The 19249-nt window shown below is 47.4% G+C and carries 12 protein-coding genes; 7 read left to right on the top strand and 5 right to left on the bottom strand.

Annotation, left to right across the window (positions count from 1 at the left end):
- Nucleotides 1–21 precede the first annotated feature (21 nt).
- A complete protein-coding gene (locus ACO6UY_RS05605; protein WP_422443796.1) occupies nucleotides 22–519 on the top strand; it encodes a hypothetical protein in 498 nt (165 codons plus the stop codon).
- A gap of 107 nt (nucleotides 520–626) precedes the next feature.
- Nucleotides 627–2471, top strand: a complete 1845-nt coding sequence (locus ACO6UY_RS05600) for a hypothetical protein (protein ID WP_422489329.1) — start codon at nucleotides 627–629, stop codon at nucleotides 2469–2471.
- Nucleotides 2472–2694: 223 nt separating this feature from the next.
- On the opposite strand, the gene ACO6UY_RS05595 is transcribed toward ACO6UY_RS05600, so the two are convergent.
- From ACO6UY_RS05595 to ACO6UY_RS05580, 4 genes are all read right to left on the bottom strand, one after another.
- A complete protein-coding gene (locus ACO6UY_RS05595; protein WP_146000082.1) occupies nucleotides 2695–3276 on the bottom strand; it encodes a coiled-coil domain-containing protein in 582 nt (193 codons plus the stop codon).
- A 424-nt stretch (nucleotides 3277–3700) separates the two neighbouring features.
- Nucleotides 3701–4024 carry a hypothetical protein gene (locus ACO6UY_RS05590; protein WP_422443792.1) on the bottom strand — a complete coding sequence of 108 codons (324 nt, stop codon included), beginning with the start codon at nucleotides 4022–4024 and terminating at the stop codon, nucleotides 3701–3703.
- A 258-nt stretch (nucleotides 4025–4282) separates the two neighbouring features.
- Complete coding sequence (locus ACO6UY_RS05585; RefSeq protein WP_422489327.1) at nucleotides 4283–7336, bottom strand: hypothetical protein; 3054 nt, start codon at nucleotides 7334–7336, stop codon at nucleotides 4283–4285.
- Nucleotides 7337–7416: 80 nt separating this feature from the next.
- Nucleotides 7417–9948, bottom strand: a complete 2532-nt coding sequence (locus tag ACO6UY_RS05580; protein ID WP_422463194.1) for a hypothetical protein — start codon at nucleotides 9946–9948, stop codon at nucleotides 7417–7419.
- Between the two features lie 348 nt (nucleotides 9949–10296).
- Between ACO6UY_RS05580 and ACO6UY_RS05575 the strand changes: the two genes are divergently transcribed.
- Together ACO6UY_RS05575 and ACO6UY_RS05570 are read left to right on the top strand one after the other, a co-directional pair.
- Entirely contained in the window at nucleotides 10297–10659 is a 363-nt protein-coding gene (locus ACO6UY_RS05575; RefSeq protein ID WP_422443786.1) for a hypothetical protein, read from the top strand.
- Between the two features lie 179 nt (nucleotides 10660–10838).
- Complete coding sequence (locus ACO6UY_RS05570) at nucleotides 10839–14807, top strand: PEP/pyruvate-binding domain-containing protein (protein ID WP_422489325.1); 3969 nt, start codon at nucleotides 10839–10841, stop codon at nucleotides 14805–14807.
- A 34-nt stretch (nucleotides 14808–14841) separates the two neighbouring features.
- Here the strand turns inward: ACO6UY_RS05570 and ACO6UY_RS05565 are convergent, their stop codons facing one another.
- A complete protein-coding gene (locus ACO6UY_RS05565) occupies nucleotides 14842–15069 on the bottom strand; it encodes a hypothetical protein (RefSeq protein ID WP_422463198.1) in 228 nt (75 codons plus the stop codon).
- Nucleotides 15070–16114: 1045 nt separating this feature from the next.
- Between ACO6UY_RS05565 and ACO6UY_RS05560 the strand changes: the two genes are divergently transcribed.
- The 3 genes from ACO6UY_RS05560 to ACO6UY_RS05550 all read left to right on the top strand — a co-directional run bounded on the left by ACO6UY_RS05560 (nucleotide 16115) and on the right by ACO6UY_RS05550 (nucleotide 19179).
- A complete protein-coding gene (locus ACO6UY_RS05560; protein ID WP_422443778.1) occupies nucleotides 16115–16336 on the top strand; it encodes a 2-oxoacid:acceptor oxidoreductase family protein in 222 nt (73 codons plus the stop codon).
- A 14-nt stretch (nucleotides 16337–16350) separates the two neighbouring features.
- The gene (locus tag ACO6UY_RS05555) at nucleotides 16351–18075 is read left to right on the top strand and encodes a thiamine pyrophosphate-dependent enzyme (protein ID WP_422489323.1); all 1725 of its coding nucleotides are present in this window, start codon (nucleotides 16351–16353) and stop codon (nucleotides 18073–18075) included.
- Between the two features lie 105 nt (nucleotides 18076–18180).
- On the top strand, nucleotides 18181–19179 hold the full coding sequence (locus ACO6UY_RS05550) for a dihydroorotate dehydrogenase-like protein (protein WP_422443774.1): 999 nt from the start codon (nucleotides 18181–18183) through the stop codon (nucleotides 19177–19179).
- The last annotated feature ends 70 nt before the right edge of the window (nucleotides 19180–19249 follow it).

Here is a 19249-nt window from a genome sequence, read left to right as displayed (position 1 = left end):
TAACAGAGGCGATGATTGATCATGGATTACGATGATTATTTTCAGGAAAAGTATTTTTCCCTGTTCCGGGAAAGCCCTGGTCTTACCGAGGATGATCTTGCTGTATCAGAAACCGATACCGTTAAAGAAAGAGAGCTTAAGCAGTTTATTAAAGACAATTACCTGAACTCAGAAGCAGGACCCATATCAGGCAAAAAGAATCCCTGCGATATTGATGAAGAGATAAGTCAGGTGAAGCGACTGTTAACAGGATTGCTTGAGTCGGGGGAGATTGACCGGGAGATTGTTCTTGAGGCGCTCAGTTATGGGCTGACAGAAATGGTCGATTTCCTTCACCACGAACCTGATCATCATTATTCGTTCAGTGATCAGGAGAAGGATGAGCTGCACAGTATGATGAAGACGGTTCTGAAAAAGACAGAAACAGAGGAGCATCAGGCCATTTGTGAATCCCTGTTCCCGGATATGGTCAACTATCTTGAGTCGGTGGTGGCTAAAATCAGGACACCAAGGTTCTGACAAGACGCAGAGCCCTCATATGATTTCATTTTTGCTTTCTTTGATCGCTACTCTTATCTTTAAAAATAAATTGAGATGTTATTGGTATGATTGAATCAGGGTCTTCTTTGAGTCTGAGAACTCAGTTCCAGCACAATGATTTTTCATTAACACCGATCAATACTTCCGATGAAGTAGAGTCCATCCCTCAGCAGTTTGCTGACCAACTGCCCCATCAAATTGCGGTCGAGCTCAGACAGAAAGATACTCTGCCCGGGATGGAAATGATAGAGAGGTCTGGAAGTAAGGTTGAAAGCATGGCCGAAAAATTAAAAGAAGGTCCAGTCAGCTTTATTATTCAATCAAAGGGCCAAAATAGTACCCCCAATGAATTAATGATTACCTGTTCCTTAAATGTGCCAAAACCGGGTTGCTTTATCTGTAAAGATGATAAAACCATCATGGTTCATGTGAAAAACAGTTCAGGTGTTACTGATGCAACGGCGATGAGTGGTTTTTGGGTGAGCGATGATCAGGAGTGTGAGGCGGAGAATATTCACTGTCTTCTTGATTTCGGGGAGCGGCGGGTTATGGATTATCGACTGGCGAAATCAGCATCAGTCGATTCCCGGCCTGACAGCTATCAGGTGGTTGATTCAACACTGCAGGTAAACGACTTTATTATTCCGGCAGTGACCCATCTGGAACCTGCCATTCATGATGATGGTCGTTATGGTACACACAATGCTGTTTTTGCCAATGGAGCCGCGATTCCGGCGGCACTGTTTGAACACGACTTTGAACATTGGAACAGCCCGCCGGAAGCCTACAGAATGTTGTTCAGAAGTTTGGGTGGTGCCTTGAGCCATGCCTCGAAAAATCCGGAGCCAGACCTCAGAACATTTTTGCATGCCTATATCACTACCTGTATTGGCTCCGGACTGTTTCTGGGAGGGGATGAAGTGGCTGCGGCAGTACAGACAGCCTTGGGTTACCCCAGTACCAGTTTTCTCGGAACCCCGTCGGACAACCCGGTATTGGAAAGGTTTAAATATGCCGGTGTCATTCTCAGTCTGGTCAGTTTTTTCGGTTTTCAGAGCACTAAGAATGCCTTGGGAATCAGTAGTCAATTTATTGAAAACCCCGCTGAGAAACGCTGCTTAAGTGTGAAAATGTGGGTGATTGAACTTTTTGGCAGCCAGGTTTTAACAATGCTTACCGTTGCCGCCTCCATTGCCGGGGGAGAGTATTTTGCTACCGGCAGTACTGAACAAAGTAACCCACGCAAACTGTTTACTGACTTGCTTTTAGCGCATACCGTTGTTCTTGGTTTGGGCGCTGCCGTACAGTCCAGGCTGATTGACAAAGGCTTGTCTCCAACAAAGGCATGGCTATTTTTTGTTCTATTTCGATTAGCTATCTTCAGGGGCGCTACCCTGGGAGTACAGCTGATGACCGATCATCTGTTTGCCGATGGCGTTAAACCGGGGAAAATTCAGAGTATCGTGATAGCCAGTGTCATTAATGAACTGGTGATCACGATTTTGAGTGGGATGTCTTATCTTTCCGGAAGATCGAAACCCACTGATGGTTCAGAAGAGCAGTTGATGGCCTATGAGCAGGATATTAGTAGACCTGTACCTGAATCCGGATCAGTCTGTTTTCTTGGACTGGAAACTTACGCCCATGATCAGCAAATTTCCGTCCATCCATTAAACCGGTTCCGGTTGAATTTCAGTCGATCCATTGATGCTGCGCCGAAAACGCTCTGGGGTAAAGTGGCTTATTACTGTTTGCATCGGAGTCCCGTGAGTGTGCTGTCCAAAGTGTTCACCAGTCCGTTTATCAGTGCACTCTCTGGTCAGTCAGACGCTGAGTACCGGGATATTTTGAAGTTGCATCAGGCGTTATTAAGAGATCGTGCAGTGACCTTGCCAGTCAATCAACCTGAAGTCAGGGAGCTACTGGTATAATCTGATGCTTATTGGCAGCGGCTAACGGAGGTGAGATTGATCATGTATTACGATCATTATTTTCAGGAAAAGTATTTATCAGTTCCGGGCTAACCTGTCGCTTTGTTCCCAAGGGAGATCGGGGTCTTGCGGGTATATCAGTGATTGGCTGCACTCATGTTGAACGAGGCAGGCGTTACCAAACCTGCCAGACGTTTATACAAGGAGGGGTTTCACAAGAGAATCACTTCTCTGGTAGACGGTGCTTGATCATCTGCCCAAGGGTGAGAATATCTTTTCGAACCTCTTTTACCTGACTCTCCACACCTTCAAGACGCTGATTGATGCCACCAAGCCACTCATTGGTACTGCTGAGACGCTCATTGTTTTCATCCAGCCGTTCATTGGCTTCATCAAGGCGTTCGCTGTTTTCACCGAGGCGTTCATTGGTCTCGTTTAATCGCTCATAGGTTTCATCAACACGCTCATGGGTTCCATCAACCAGTTTGTTGGTTTCATCCAGCCGACCATTAATGGTGTCCAGATGCTCACTGATATCATCCAGAATTTTGTGGGTATTCGTCATTAACTCACTGGTGCGTTCAAAACCGGACAGCGTGGCCTGGGCCAGTTCGGAGACATCCTCTTTAACGCTGGTAACTTCTGCCTGAATACCGGACATATTGACCTTGACGCCAATGATCTCATGCTGGTTTTTCAATGCGATGTGTTTGATATCCGCCATCGCTTTTACCAGTCCATGAATTGTGTTGTAGAGGGACTGGTGTTGCTTCTCCAGCATCTCAACTCTTGTTTCTAGCGACATACAGCTACCTGTCTTTTGTTGTTACAAAGCCTTGTGTTAAACCATTTTGTAGTTAGACAGCCATGCAGCACCCATATTAGAAATTATGGGAAAAAAAAGTGCTATTTATCAACCCGGGATTCAGGCGATGGCTGCTCTAAAGCTATGCACTGACTGCATGATCAGCATAGCAGAGCTTCAGAGAGTCATCGGTTTTATTGATGAGAGAAATAAAAAGAGGGGTTTATAGTGGAATGGTGGTTTGGATTAAATCGGACATGATGCGCCATTAAATCTGAATAATCAGGAAGCGGTTAATCTGACAACAATGAAGGTAAGCAGTGTGTGGCAGATGCACAGGTGTCAGGCATTGCCACACTTTATGATTGAAGAGGGGTGATCTTGACAATAAAGTAAGTAAATTTTTAAAGCGTGTAGAAGATACTCAAGTTTCCGGAGCAGGTAGCATCGTCATTATCTGTTCAATGCTATTAACTATTTCAGGAGCCAGATGTTTAAATACCTCTGCATGGTCCCTTGCTGATGTCTTCTGGATAGCAATCAATATTGAGTTACAAAGCATATCTTTTTCACTCTGAGTAAAAGAGAATGGTTGCTTTTTATTGTCACTCATGTGTGCAACCGTTTTGGTAATAACATCCGAGAGACTGCTAAGCAGTTCCTTTGTTTCAGCATCCTCAGGGTTTGCCTGTTTCGCAAACACCTGGTTTAATCGATTTACTTTTTCGGGTAAATCTGAAGAGTTCATCTTTTGACCTTTCTCCCTGTTAAGATTGCTGGTTTATTTTGCATAATTCAATAGCTCACGTTCATTGGTATGGAAAAAACTGCCCGCCTTGAAATTTATAAGGTAGTACCGGTTTTATCAGTCGCTAAATACGTTTTTTTTATTTGGGTAATATGTTTTATCTCTGATAAATTATTGGACAGTTTTAATGATTTGGTTAACTATTTATGTCCAGCATCACTGGGTACGAACAATCTTTTGTACTTTTTCTGGAGATCGTTAATCTTTTTTACTTTCATTGGGGACATAAGGGTAATTTGCTTCCATGGCCATGATTAGAGAAAAGGCATTTCGTGTGGCTTCCTGCCTTGCCTCTTTGCATTCTTTATGGACAGGCATTCCAGAACGGTAGACAAAACCCTCTTTTTCTCGTTTCATTTTAACCTCGTTTTTCGTTTGATAAAGCTGTTTATTGGTCGTATAAGGACCACCGCAGTTATGGCAATTATGCTCAAACTTTATGAACCCTTCTTTTTCTACCTCGACATTTTTACGCAATTTAAATCTCTCCAGTTGCTCACTGAATTTCGTATCCAGACGTTCATACTCTTTGTCATCCAGAACAGCGAATGCCTTACCCGGTATCGTTCTATTGTTGTCCACTTCCATTGGCAGTTCTGAATCCTCACTGGCTTGTGATGGTTCTGGCTGTCGGGTTCTTTGATGAAATTTTTCCAGCACTGTATTGATGATGGTTTGCTGATGTTCTTTGGAGGTAAAGTCAACAGGCTTTATCCATTTGTTTTTATCAGGAAGCAGTCGTTGCATCAGCTGAGCATACTGGTCTTTCTGGTTGCTGGAAATAAATCGTTGGACCTCTTTGATTCGTGATTGTAACTGTTCCCGCTCAGGCTCTGCCAGCTTGCTTAAAGAGTCCTGGCGGCATAATAAAAAAACAAGCAGGGTCAGCTGATGGGCAACCACACTGAAGCCAGTCTTTGAGGCGTTAATGATCTTTTCCAGCGTGAGTTCCGCTTCATTATCCAAACCCTGTGCTGCATATTTCTCAGGATCTTTGGATTCACGCTCCATTACCCTGACCAGGTATTCTATAAAAGCATTAATGATTAGCCTTGGCTTTAATGCATCGCGTTCCTGGCTACTGATACCGTCCAGCTGGTTCCAGGCAGACACCAGATAGTTGATTAAAAATGCAAAGTCTTTCAGGTTATTCTTAGCCAGTGTTCCTGAAAATGCATGTACCATTAACCTCAGGTTTCGATACTTTCTATCGGCATATAACTCACCGATTTCGTGGTGCGTATTGATAGCATTCACCATTAAATCCAGGAAGCATTGAGATGGGAGCCAGTCCTCGCCATTTTTCAGTGCATCGACCATGGTCATGGTCATGGACTTCATGATGATGTTATTGGCATCACAGGCGGTGAGAGCGGCCCTATTGTAAGGCAGTTTCAATGTTTTGTGGGCAAAATCAATCAGCTGTTTAATAACCGTGATTTTTTCATAAACTTGCATCTCCTTGTCCATAACCGGTAGCCAGGCATTGGCTTTAATTCCCCACTGCATGCCATCCCGATAACGCTGGGTGGTTTCAGGCGTCTCCGGAGAAATGGTTAGATCGAACTGTAATGCCAGATTACTGGCTTTAGCGATGGTTTTCGTCGGTTTTAATGATGCTTTCCACTCCCTGCGATTATACCATTCCCATTCTTTAGATGGTTCTTTAATAAAAATAACCCCCAGTCTTTTTGTGTGTTTCCTGTTACGATTTTTATTTTTGATGTCTTGTTTTAAACGGGTAATTGCTTCGTTCAAATCATCATCGTTTTCAATCTTTTTTTGACCATAATACACATCGGTTAACTCATGTGAGTCACTTGTTATATGACGAAGCTTCATGCTCAATACTTCTTTTAACTCACTTAAGGTGAAGGCTTGGAACGGTTCAACTTTTACTTTTTTTGATCCAGTTCTCAATTCAGTACCAGAATAATTATATCCGGGAGGATATGATAGTAATTTGCCTTTAGCATCACGATAGGTGATGAAAAATCGGTTTTTAGGGGTAGTATGAAATTCGGCGACCCTTCCTTGTGGATCAAGCTGTATCGGGTAAAAGTAGTCTGCTTTGTGTGGAGTGATCAACGTTTTTCCATTGCGTTCGAGCCTCATCATCACCTGATTTTTTACTGACAACTGCTCTTCCCATTGGCCACTGGGTTCGATAACAATGGGTTCCACCGGTACGCAGCCTGACACATCCTCGGGGGAGTAGATCATTACCCGTTCAAATATTTCGCCATAGGAGCCTGCTGCAGGAAAGTCGTACGCTGTGGGCTCGATGAGGGAAAATTGCAGACGGTCAAACTTTTTCTGGTAGATCATTTCCGGGTCAACATCGAATGACAGTGAACTGTTGCTACCTTTGGCCCGTTGGTTGACGGACGCGATCTCCTTTGCAATATGACGCTTCAGACGTTCAAGCCCTTCGGACCCTGAAAACATTTTTATCTTGTCCCGATGAAACTGATTGGAATAAATCATGGGTAGATGAAGGGTTTTGGGATCTGGATAGTTCAGTGCGTAACCTGTTCCTTCATCCCAGAAGTCGGTGTCCATAATAAGAAAATTCATCACATTCATCATTTGTTGCACCCGGTCAAAATTATAGCTGCTGTATTTTGCAGCATCTTCTCCTTTCCAATAATCCGGACAGGCAGAGTGCGGAATGATCTGGGCAAGGCACAATTCTCCATCAAACAGATGAGCAACCGGCGGAGCCAATAGGACTTTGACCGATGGCCCTTCATTGTGCTTATCAGTATTGTTGAAATCGAATTCAACCTTGTAGCAAGCGCCTTCCCACCAGCCAAAAGGGGCAACAAATTCAGCGCTCACTTTCATGGCATTGTCATCGGGAATGGTCAGGGCAAATTTTCCGGGATAGTGCTGGTCCATAAAGGACTGTATATGATCCCTGGCAAGGCCTATCTCCAGTTGCAATCTTGCGCCATTCACACCTGGATTGAATCGCTTGAACGAAGCTTCAGGGTAATCATAAGAAGGGGCTTTTGCTGTCGGGGTTAGCTCTCTTTGCAGGGTATTGACAACCTCACAATTATTGACAGAGTAATCATTCAGGGAGAGTCTCTGATCAGACGGCCCTTGCTCCAACTGATCCATCGGCTCATGGGTTGGCGGTATTCTGCGGATATTGCTGCCATTTCTGCTGGCAGGTGAGCCGACGGACTCGTCGTCAGAAAAAGAATCAATGGTACGTTTAGTCGCCGGGGAATTAATGGAATCCATGTTTACTTCCTTATTCTGTTGGTTAGAGTTATGAAGTTTATTGGTTAAAAGTTAACTGAAATGACATAGTTAAATAATTATTACAACCAGGCCACAAATGGTTTATAGGACTCTTGTGTCTTATGGTCAGTTAAAACCATTTCCAGAGAATGAATCATTGTGTCTACCTGTTCTTTCTTTTTCTTCAGTCTGTCTAGCCGCTGTTTCTTTTTCAAAAGTTCGCGATCATGTTCACCCGCTGCCATCATTTCAATAACATTCATATCATCAAAGCTGACAAGCTCTGGTGTTTCAATATAGAGATCAGTAATTTTACGTGCCAGATTTTGAGGGATGACTTTTAATTTTTCCAATACGGATAATTGAGCATCGTGGGGTTGAAAAGACAGAAAAAATATCATCTGACGAAAAGCGTAGGCAATATTTTTATGTTCCTGCAACCTTATCTTATCAGGATTGGCCGGGTTATAGCGTACACATTTGATCACTATCCAGCGGGCAATCTTGTGGTTCAATGTCTTACCACTCTCACTGCTAAACAGTTCAGGCAAGTCTAAAGCATTGGTCAATGCAGTCAACGTGGCCAGGTTATGCGTGGTGATTATCTGTTGCCATTCAATGATCTTGCCATTTTCAAAAGTTGCGTAATCCCTCCACCCGCGGCTTTCTTTGGTTACACCACTTTTTTGCTTGCACAGATAATAAAGGGCATCCGGCGTTTTAAGGTTGGCAATGCTCCTGTAATCAAGTCCGTAATATGTTTCATAAAGGGTTCCCTGCATCAGGCTGGCTGCCTGTTTGGCAGCCATGAGGAATTTATCAGAGAATCTATGCATGAATATATCGGCTGCAAGCTCTTCAGTGAGCGGAGGCTCTAAAGAGAGTTCTGGAAGTTCTTCGATCATTTGACCCAGGGATTTGATAAATCTATTGGGCAAAATGGTCTGGGGAAAATAGGTAAAGACTTGAGTCACCATATCAGTTAAAAGCTTTTCTGCGTTCTTGACTCTTTTGTCCTGCTCAAAGGGGGTGATTGCCTGTAAATGTTTTACCCAGGGCAGTTCATCCATCCGGACCTGATGTTGAAGATTCAGCAGAAGGACAGATCGTCGTTTGAAGAAAGCCTGTGTCACTTGTGCGAACAAGGCGGCCAGGCTGGGGTCAAGTATGCTGTCACTTTTGACAATGGCGGCGATGTTCAGGTATTTGCTGGCCAGTACTTCAGCAGAGGTGATATCGCCCCGTTCAAGCAGCTCAATCACTGGTTTTGACTGAATTGCTGCCAGTAATTTCTTTATCGGTTTGGGCAATCCTGCTGTGTCCATGTTCAGGTCCTGTGGTTTTACCTGAACACAGTCTTTTAACGGCTGTAGCTGATGGATCAGGGAATGACCTGTGTGATATCTCTTTTGATAGTGTTCAAGCCAGCCCTGGCGTTGGTTCAGTGCTTGCTGATACCGTTCAGTGTCAGGTAATCCCTGCTTGCGATGGATATCTGCCAGGGTTTTTCTCAGTGTGAACTGGATTTTTTGAAAACCTTCCATATCGGAGGGGCACCGATGTTCTGGCGGGTACGCCAGTAATATTTCCAGTGAACGTTGCAGAATCCGCTCACTGCCACGTTTACGGGTAGTACGATACATCAATTCGGGGTGTTGCTCTGTTATCTGCTTTCTATCCGCCAGGTACTGTGAGGCTTTTTCAAACCACTCTGTTGTGACCCTGGCCAGAGGCATGCCGCCGCACAGCTCCCCTTCAGTGTTGTAATAAGGTAAATCCCCTTCTACTGTGCCCTGAATCAGTGCCACAAGCCGATCCTTCAGTGGCAGCCACTGATCAAATACCAGGGCATTTTGATCCAGCCGCAGCCGGTTATTGGATTTGTGTTCAGGGGCAGGGCCAAAGCGGTTGTCCAGTTGAGTCAGTACATCTGCCACGCTTCTCATGGCCTCGTCCGTGTTTAATGGCAGGGGCTGTTCGGCCGACTCCGGGAAAAACCTGACCCTTCCCAGATATGGGGAAATGGTTTCAATCAGTTGTTCAGCCTCGTCATCGTGTCCTGACCGGTGAAGCGCCATCAGAATTAACATAACCCCTTCTTCGGGGGTGTTTACACGGTATTTGCCGTTTAGAAGCATGGTCTCGAGGTGGCAGGAATACGGTTCAGTAAACCAGATCTGGTTAAGTGCTGACCTGATGTTTGCAAGATCATCGGGTAGATTGCTGGTTACTGATAGTCCTAACTGACTGGCCAGCTCTATTTCATAGTGACTCAGTGGCCCTCCGGCTGCCAGCTGCCCGGTGATAAAACCCCCGGTCATTACCACGGGTGTTAACCAAACCGGGGTATCAGCAATCGGCGCTCTTGAGCCCGGCTTCAGGGTTCCGTTGATTGTGCCCTGGATAGTTTGCAGTAATTGCTCGATTTTAGATCTGGCACGGCTGCGGTCAACCGGGTCAGCATGTTCTGATGTGGCCGTCTTTCCCGCTTTTAATAACAGACCGGAAAGGTAAGGAATGCCGAAGGTACTTGAGATACTGTCGTATTGATTGAGGCTGGAGGTCTGTTGAGCCGCTGTATTATCTGGCGGGATTAATTGTCTTGAGGCCATGTCAGCATTGCTTATGGAGCTGCCATTAAAGGAGCCTTGGGATGTGATGAAATCGTCAACAATCTGGTCAGGATTTTGGTTTGAACAAGTAAATAATTCCGCAGGATTCATACAGGCTCCGACTTAGACAGATAGTACCAGTAAGCAATTTCGATTCGATCTACCGTTCTTTCTCAGGGATTCGATTGAACGTACACAATTAAGTTCCCTGATTTGGTTAACAACTTAAACACCCTTCAAAAAGCGCAACGATAAAGCAATGAGTGTTTTCGCTCTCGTTGGGAATTAAATCGATAAGGGTGAACTGAAAAGCTATCCTGACGAAAAGCCTCAGCGGGTGTAAATCTGATGAATCGTTTATCAGAAACGGGTAGCTTTTCAGGTTCTGGTCACTGTGCTGATCGGGGAACAGCGATAGCAGTCAATCAGAAAGGTATCCTTTCAAAGTTTAAAGTTTCAAATGCAGGAAAAGATATTCTCGATGCCATTTTGCATTTCAAGTATAACAAGGCGGATATTCCAGCAGTTGCTGCTGTAGATGCCTATAAATCACTGAGTGATCGAGAAGTTGGGTTATTTGAAAATGTATTAGACAACTACCTGCCCCACTTTTTAAGCCAGCAAGACAATACCGCGACTCAACATCAACAGGATTTTTTTGTGAATTTTTCCCAGTATCAGTTGCTTTTGAAGTTAGAAAACATGTTGTAGATAACCATTACCGACTGACCGAGCGTGGAAATGCTTTTGGACTCGATCCCCCGGACAGTCTTAAGTCCGACAGCCTCCTTCAGACTCTTGGGTAGATATTCCGGGAGGTCGGTAAAATTGAACTAATTCTGGTCTGACTGGTCAAAACAAAAAAACTAATTAATTAAAAGGATTTTAATATGATCCCGTCTACCTCCGTCCAGCTGAGCTGGCTGGAAAATATTCAGTACAACTACAAAACTGCTGGATTGGGTAAAGCCCTGTTCGCTGTCTTCTGCTTTTCCGGCAAATCCAGAACCATCTCAGTCGCCGCAGCCCGGATTTACATCAACACTTATCCTGATTCCGGGCTGACAACGGCTCTTTTCAAAAAAATTGACAGCAGGACGGTGACTTATGGGCCACCGGGCAACTTGCAGGTTCAGACTGCAACACCCGGGCCTGCAGCCCCGGATGACACCAAGACACCGGCCACTACTCAGGAAACAAACCGGTTTTCATCCCCTGAACCGGTTGCCCCTGTACCCAAAGAAGACCGGTTTTTACTCAGCCATCGAATTCAACCACCGAATATTGTTCCAGTAAAATCACAGCCAGAGCATTTGGTAACCAATTCCCATAACCCGGGAAATGAGGATGCATTTGTGCAGCCCGCTGTTCAGAACAGTCCTGAAAGCAGCTCGGCAGGTACTGAGAGCCAACACAGTGTTTCTGCACAGCCTGATACCAACAATACCGATAATGCTTCTGCCGCTCGGGCGGAAAGTGTCGTGGGCAGGCAAAGCCAACCTGAGCCTGATTACCGGGCGAGGTACGGTGGCAAAGGCATGTTCCTGAAACATATGCAGGAACACGGTATTCCGGTACCTGACTTCCGTTGTCTGGAGATTGCACAGACACAGGCTTTGGAAAACCTGCCTGTCAGTGTTGCCACTGTGGCCCGGGCAATACCGGGTATTCAGTCACTCTGTTCCGGCAGTACCACCAGCTTGCATGAGCTGAAAACGCGGGTTAATGCCACCGCTGATCAACAACTCCGCGAGCAACAACTGGCGGCATTATCGGCGTTTATCGCCGGGGAAACCTTTTATCAGCTGGTTAAGGATCACCCGACTGCCAGGGCCATAAACCAACTCTTTGAAGAGCTGTGCCAGGGTCAGCCGGATCAGAAAATCATCGTACGCAGCTCCGGTGCCAGAGAGGATGGCTACGGTGACGCCCAGGCCGGCAAGTACGAATCACTGGTGCACGGTGAGGATGATATTGTTCGCACCTGCCTGAAGGTGCTGGCTTCCGGTTATCGCCCGGAGGTTTGCGCCTCGACCATGCCCGCCCCGATGGCCCTGGTCATGCAACACTGTGTGGACTGCCGGTTTGGCGGTGTGGCAATGAGCTATACCGGCTTTAAAGATAACAGAGTACAAATTGAGTTTGTGCCCGGACAACCCAAAGGGGCGGTTGCCGGTCAATTTGGTATTACCCCGCACCGATACACCATATCCCGTGGCCATAACATCACCCCTGTTTACACGGCAGGCAATGTTACCAGTACGTTTGTACTTGACCCGCAGGGCAACAACAGTGCTGCAGAAAAACTGGTGCCCATTGCTGACGGGCAGTCGCAAACACTGCCAGAGTCTTCAGTTAGGCAGCTTTATAACTATATTGAACAGCTGGAAAACCTGCTCGGTTGTCCGGTGGACGTTGAGTTTGCCATTAACCACCAGGGCGAAGTGGTCATCCTTCAGGTTCGCCCAATGACACGCCTTTGCGGGGGCAGGCAATTTTCCGCCGCCAGGCCTACGGAATTTATCTGTTCTGGCAGGCTGGTGAGTGAAGGGCTGTGCCAGGGGCCGTTGATCCGATTACAGCCCGGTGAGTTCAGCCGTCACATCCCCCAGGGGGCCATTATTATGGCACCACACTGTGAACTGTGGATGCTGGCACCGGAGGTTCTGGCTAAGGCAGGTGGCTTTGTTTTCCAGCAGGGAGGCAGTGGCGACCATGTGGCCATTACCCTGCTCCAGGCCGGTAAACCCTGTGTTATTACCGGTACTGATGAGGCAGCGGGTGAAGGTCTTGAGGGACAGCAAGTGACTCTGGTTTGTGGCCAGTTTGACCAACAGCCCGGTGCTTTTTTACTGGCCGGCAGCCAGTATGAACAGTTTGCAGAGAGTATGTTGCCGGCAGTCAGCGGTGATTTCAGTACCGCTATCGCCTATACCGACCAATGGCAGCCTGCAGAGCACAGTCCAATGAGGGTTGATGAGCAATTCCGGGAGTTGAACCGGTTAAATGGCCTGTTACTCCACTATTTCAGCCGTGATCGTCTATTGAACCAGTGTCTGTCACCGGATAATAATCTGCTGTTAAGCATGTCGCCCCAGCGGGCAGAGGTATTGCTGAAGCTGGAAGAAGAGATTGCCCATCTACTGGCAGATACTGACGCGTTGTTGCTCAGTTATGAACAATATCTGCTCACCGGCGCAAAAGGGAAAGAAACCACCAATAAAATTACTACTGCCCTGGCCAGGCTGGAGGTATTGAAAGGTCGGGTTAACCAGATACAGCAACGTGTGGCAACACAGCTGGTAGCAGTAACCGCGGGGCTGACTACCGCGCAGGAACTGCTGCCTGACCCGGTCTGTTTCCGTCAGTGGCGAATGGACTGCCTGGCATTACGGGATTCGTTGCTGCAGCTGAGTTTGCCAAGGCAAGCGGATGAAGTGGATTCCATTCACGATATCGTCTTTCTGATTCACCAATGGTTTGTGGATATGCTCGGTGATATTGCCGTAGCTTCCGGGCAGGGAGAAACAATTAAAAAATCCAAAAAGTTGACCATGGTTAATTTCCCGTCACCGAACAGCGTTGACATATTCACAGATGAATGTGCAGCAGCTCTTGAGGGATTTGGCTTGGACAATACTGTGTTGAATATGGACGGTGTGTGCATTATCAATACCCAAATTAATTATCACAAAGGCGTCATTGAGGTAATGGAGGATGGACCCGGTGGCAAAGGTAGAACCCTGAAGGTCAGGATGATTGATGACTTCAACTCCAGGTGGCTAGGATGCACGAAACCTGAAGGGTTGGATGGGAAATGCAAGCGTTTTTTTAAGCTGGCGTTACTGATGAATGCAGTGGCAAGCTCCCATCCCGGGCAAAGCTGCAATATTGCAATTAATGAATCAATTGGAGAAATCGTCTGTGAAATTAGCAGGGTACACTCTACTAGACGGCTCCGGGATCAATTACTCATAGCAATAAATCTGTTAATTAAAAGCCGTAGTGAAGATTTATATTTTTCCGAACTAACGCCTGGCATGCCATCTTTTGATAACTTTAACGGGCTAAGGTTGCATATAGACAGTTTGGATAAAGACGATAACCAGTGGATATTAAAGTCCGTACTTTTTGACATCGGTTCCAACGATTCATGCAAGGAACTGCAAAATCTATTGTGTACTCTTTTTGGTGAGGGGCCACAAAGCAAACTCATCAGGTTTGCTGCCACCCGCGTGCCTAAGTTTAATGATGAGTTGCCTGAACTTTCAGATGATGATTTCACCCATAATCAGGAATGCATCAAGCTTCTTCTTATTTTACGTCCGCAAGTGATGATTCCACTGGTCAAAGCAAAAACGGACTGGCTGAGTGATAAGCAACTGATGTTACCACTGGTCAAATTAAATGGACTGTTGCTTGAATATTTGCCCAGTGAATTAAAGCAGGACAGAGAGGTTGTCTTGAATGCTGCAGCCCACACCCCGAAGGCATTACTGCATGCCGATGAGAAGTTCTGGGATGATCCTGAAGTGCTCAGGGCCGCGGCTAACGCCCACCAGAATCAATTTTTCGACACGGTTCAGGTCATGAGCAACAAAAAAACAGTCAGAAATGCCATGTTACAAGTATTGGATTTAAACATGCGTTACCTTTCGTTTTTATATTGGCGGCCTTACGGTGATGACCCGACAATAATGCTTGGGTTGGTAAAATGTGGTGAATCTTATTACATGTCTCAAGCTCTCTCTGAAACCCTGAAAGATGACACAGCTTTTTTTAAAATGGCGATGGATATTGATCCGAAAGTTATCAAATATGCTTCTGAGCGGATACGTAAGGAGCATGGGATGGTGTAGCTTCAGTAGTAACCCGAATGAGACCCTTGCCCTATCAAACTGGAAAACTCTCCGGATTACTCCGGTCCGGGGAGTCCAGCAGTTCAACATCAGCCCGTCTGTCGGTAGCTTGCTGTTGATGTGTATGAAAGTACATTGGATTGGCAAGCGCCCTGCCAATCAGTTGGCAAGTTGATGACTCGTCATCGTTGCGCCTCAGTACCCGGTAACTTTGATAGCTGCTAACACAATAGAGTGCGGTCAAGGCACCTAGAATAATCATCGCGCCAATAACCACCGCAGAGACTGTTTCGGGCGTATTGCCAGAGGTAGGCGAGCTGGTGTCGTTTGTCCGTAAAGGGGATGTTTTGGTTGAGTTGGTTGTCTGATTAAAGAACGATGTCGGGGGTTCAAAAATCCGGACGGAAGATGGGGTAAAGCTGGTATTTATGGAAGATAATGTTGGCCCAGTAGTAGTCTTAGGGGAAGGAGTTGAGCATGGGGTGTTACTGCATGTTGAGTTGCCACACAGATACCTGCGCCCCAAGTCTTCGCAAGTTCGTTGAGTGCATCCTCTTTCATCTATGTTATATGGTGGACATTCTTTTCTGCCATTGCATCGGATCGCTAAGGGACGACAATTATAACGATACCCACACGGAAAACAGAATCGAAGATCACAACCAAAATGGTGATCTGGTCTGCATTTCCTTAACACTTGGGCCGCCCCGGCCGTCTGCACTAGAGTGGATAATGTCGCCAAAGCCACCAGGCTCTGTTTTAATTCTGGACATAGCCAGTCAATGTCATCGGAACCCATCACCTGTCCTGCGGCAAATTCTGCGGCATTGTGCATCAGGTTGCCACTGGCCTGAATCGCTGTGAGGACAAAGGAGCACAGCCTATTACCGGGCAGAAGACTGCTTCCGTTACCAGCACAAATAAATGTCCCGGAGTTGGCAGGGCAAGCCTGCCTTTCGGCGTTCCTGCCATGAAAGGAAATTATCTGGCTGTTGAATGTATCCCTGGTGTCGTCGGTGCCAGGGATTTGTGGGCAGGGCTGTGATGGGGTTTGCAACGAGTTTGTCAACATGGTGATTACTCCTGCTGGAAATAACATGTTTCAGCTTTGCAATTCCGGGAGTTGGTCCGAAAATGGCCACCGTAGTACGGATTGCGAGAAACTGAGGTTGAAATTTCTGACTCTCACGAGAGTAGCAGGGCTATTTGATGAAGGAGAGATTTTTGACCAACTTATCGAAACTGGACGCATTAAGAAGCCGGAAGGCTGAATTAGTGTTTTGAAATTGAGGTAATCAGCGCTTCCCATGACCTTGATCATTGCTGTGCAGAAATGCTCTGGTATGGGCAACCGAACCAATACCATAATGCAGACCTGCTTCTTTGCCCTGTCCGGTGTTCTGCCCAGGGATGAGGCCATTGCCCGTATCAAGCAGGCGATTGACAAGACCTACCGACGCAAAGGTACAGATGTTGTTGAGCGAAACTTCCGGGCGGTGATCAGACTCTGGAACATCTCTACGCCGTAGAAATCCCTTCAGATATGGCGCATGCCGATTTACCCGGTGAAACGTTTGTAGAGAAGCCGGTAGTTTCTGAGCAGGCACCTGACTTTGTTAAAGAAGTCATCAGTCGTATGATTAGTGGACAGGGTGACCTGATCCCGGTCAGTCAGATACCCGTGGATGGTACCTGGCCAAGCGGCACAACCCGCTGGGAAAAACGCAATATTGCCCTGCAGATTCCGGTCTGGGATGAAGAGGCCTGTATCCAGTGCGGCAACTGCAGTATGGTCTGCCCTCATGCGGCTATCCGTGCGAAGTTCTACCATCAGGCCAGCCTGGTGAATGCACCGGAGGAGTTTAAGTCAGCAGCCATCAGCGCTCGTGGGTTCCCGGAAACCCGCTACACCCTGCAGTGCTACCCGGAGGATTGCACCGGTTGTGGTCTCTGTGTGGCAGCGTGCCCGGTTCGTAATCCCAAAAAGAGTGGTGATCGCGCCATCAATATGATGGACAAGGAGCCGGTACTGGCGCAGGAAAAACAGAATCTGTCGTTTTTTGAGCAGTTGCCTGTAAATGATCGCCGTCAGGTGGATTTCTCCACCGTGCGGGGTATCCAGTTCCTTGAACCTTTATTTGAGTTCTCCGGTGCCTGTGGTGGCTGCGGTGAAACGCTCTACCTGAAACTGCTGACCCAGCTGTTTGGTGATCGTCTGCTGGTGGCCAATGCCACCGGTTGCTCTTCCATTTATGGTGGTAACCTGCCAACCACGCCATGGTCAAAAAATGCTGAAGGGCGTGGACCTGCCTGGGCCAGCTCGCTTTTTGAAGACAATGCCGAGTTTGGCTTTGGCTTCCGTCTGTCCAGTGACCATCAGGCGGAGCAGGCGATGCTGGAGCTGGAGGCTTTCCGGGAACTGCTGGGTGCTGATCTTGTGGATGCCATCATCCATGCACCTCAGTTGAATGACGCTGATGTACAAAATCAGCGAGAGCGACTGCAGCAGGTGCAGGAAAAACTTGCACAGGTAGAAACACCAGCAGCACAAAGCCTCAAGGTTGTGCTGGACCGTTTGTTGAAACGTGTCGTCTGGATTGTTGGCGGTGACGGCTGGGCTTACGACATTGGCTCTGGCGGCCTTGATCATGTGCTGGCCAGTGGCCGTAACGTCAATGTGCTGGTCATGGACACCGAAGTCTATTCCAATACCGGCGGCCAGGCGTCAAAATCCACGCCGATGGGTGCGGTGGCAAAATTTGCGGTGGCAGGTAAACGGTCCGCCAAAAAAGATGTTGCGCTGCAGGCCATTGCCTATGGCAATGTTTATGTGGCCCGGATTGCCATGGGGGCCAGCCCGCAGCAGACACTGCAGGCCATTCGTGAGGCTGAAGCCTGGCCCGGACCTTCACTGGTGATCGCCTATTCGCACTGTATTGCCCATGGCATTAACATGACCCACGGTATGGAGCAGCAGCGACTGGCTGTGCGTTCCGGCCATTGGCCTCTGTTCCGGTACAACCCTGGTCGTACAGAGCACCATGAGAACCCGTTTGAACTGGACTCGCTCAGACCCAGTGTGCCTCTGACGGAGTATATCCGTGGTGAAGTTCGCTACCGGGCCCTGAATATTGCCTGTCCGGATGAAGCGGAGGCGATTCTTGACGAGGCCCAGAAAGTGATCAACCGGAAGTGGGGCGTCTATGAGGAAATGGCAACACACAATGCCATGGACTTTGTCCCTGAGAAGGCGTCGGCTGTTCATTAATAAAGTGACCACAGAGACACAGAGTTAATCCATCGTTCCCCCGGGAACGAGGCCCAGGGTGCAGAAATAGCACTCTGATGTCTCTGTGGTGATTGAGGAGTAAAGATGATGGATTTGACCACCAACTATATGGGGTTAAGCCTTAAAAATCCGTTAATAGCGGCAGCCAGTCCATTGACGTCTACATTGAAAAGTATCCAGCGTCTGGAAAAGGCCGGTATCGCAGCTGTGGTTCTGCCTTCCCTGTTTGAAGAGCAGATTCGCCGGGAGCAGGAAGAGGAAGAACGGATTGCCCTGTCCAGAGATGACCTGTTTCCGGAGGCCACCTCTTTTCTGCCTGCCGGCCTGACCCTGGAACGTGGTTCGCAGGCATATCTGGACACCATTCATAAAGTTAAGGCAGCCGTGGGTATCCCGGTGATTGCCAGCCTGAATGGTTGCTCGGAGGGTGGTTGGATGGATTATGCCCGACAGATTGAGCAGGCTGGAGCGGATGGTATCGAGCTGCATATTTATTACAATCCACCCTCGCTGGAAATTACCGGACGTCAGGTTGAGGACGTCTATCTGGACGTCGTAAGAAGTGTAAAAAACAGTGTCACCATTCCGATTGCCCTGAAAATTGATCCATTCTTCAGTGCCTTCGGCAATATGGCCAGACAGTTTGATGAGATGGGCGTTGATGCCCTGGTGATGTTCAACCGGATGCTGCAGCCGGACTTTAATCTCAACAATATGCAAGTTGAAACCAACTGGCCAATCAGTAAAGCCGGTGAGATCGGCATTCCACTGCGCTGGATCAGTGTGCTGCACGGCAAGATCCATGCCTCTCTGGCGGCCACATCAGGGGCCTATGACCATGAAGACATTATCAAATATTTGCTCGGTGGTGCGGATACGGTGATGCTGGCTTCTGCACTGATCCGCAATGGCGCGGACTATGTGTCCGTGCTGTTAAAAGGCCTGGAAGTGTGGCTGAAACAGCGGGATTTTGTCGGGCTGAATGACATGCGCGGGCTGATGAGCCAGCGCTCTGTGGCCAACCCGGAAGCCTTTGAACGGGCCAACTACATTTGTACCGTGGATGGAGCGAGGAAGCACTGACCTGTTGCTTCGTTCCCATGCTTCGATGGTGTTGCAATAGGTTTATAAGCTCTGAACCACGAAGGCAAAA

Source organism: Endozoicomonas sp. ALE010, assembly GCF_049310165.1.
Classification (GTDB): Bacteria; Pseudomonadota; Gammaproteobacteria; order Pseudomonadales; family Endozoicomonadaceae; genus Endozoicomonas.
Note: the sequence above shows the minus strand (reverse complement) of the source record. Positions and strands in the feature narration are given on the sequence as shown.